Below are 246 nucleotides of genomic sequence, written 5' to 3' on the forward strand. Positions count from 1 at the left end.
TAGCGCAAGACAGACAGACATCACTTCACGGAACAAGCGTGCCACTTCCTTATCAGCTAAGGGCCCTTCGTTACGTTCCATAACCGCACGCAAGACTTGTGCTTCACGCTCAGGACGATAAAACACAGCACTCACATCACCTTGATATTTTTGCTTAACTTCAGCAACGCTTTGAGCGCAACTCGCGCGCTGGTTAAGCAACTGATGAATCTGCCGATCAATGCTGTCAATCTGATCACGTAAAAT

Annotated in this window: 1 protein-coding gene; it reads right to left on the minus strand. The window is 47.6% G+C overall.

Annotated elements, in window-relative coordinates; genetic code table 11:
* On the minus strand, positions 1–246 hold a 246-nt coding region (pheA, locus tag ACRHOC_RS14970; RefSeq protein ID WP_431159422.1), incomplete at both ends, for a chorismate mutase.

The sequence above is a fragment of the Winogradskyella poriferorum genome (assembly GCF_050618035.1).
GTDB classification, from domain to species: Bacteria; Bacteroidota; Bacteroidia; order Flavobacteriales; family Flavobacteriaceae; genus Winogradskyella; species Winogradskyella poriferorum_A.